Genomic DNA, 268 nt, shown 5'->3' with positions numbered 1-268 from the left:
GGGAACTGCACTTCCTGTCCATCAGCTTCGACGGCGCCCACGAACGCTGGCTGACCGCGCTCAGCCACGGCGCCCGCCTCGTGTTGAGGGACCAGGCCCTGTGGAGTGTGCAGGAAACCTACGATTGCCTGATCAACGAAGGCATCACCGTGGCCGCCTTCCCGCCCAGCTATTTGCGCCAGTTGGCGGAGTGGGCGGAACTCAAGGGCCAGCCGCCGGGCGTGCGGATCTACTGCTTTGCCGGGGAAGCCTTCAGCCGCCAGATGAT

1 protein-coding gene is annotated in these 268 nt (G+C 65.3%); it reads left to right on the top strand.

Annotated elements, in window-relative coordinates; translation table 11 throughout:
* On the top strand, nt 1–268 hold a 268-nt coding region (locus NLU14_RS21950; protein ID WP_275710606.1), incomplete at both ends, for a hypothetical protein.

The sequence above is a fragment of the Marinobacter iranensis genome (genome assembly GCF_029207565.1).
GTDB classification, from domain to species: Bacteria; Pseudomonadota; Gammaproteobacteria; order Pseudomonadales; family Oleiphilaceae; genus Marinobacter; species Marinobacter iranensis.
Note: the sequence above shows the minus strand (reverse complement) of the source record. Positions and strands in the feature narration are given on the sequence as shown.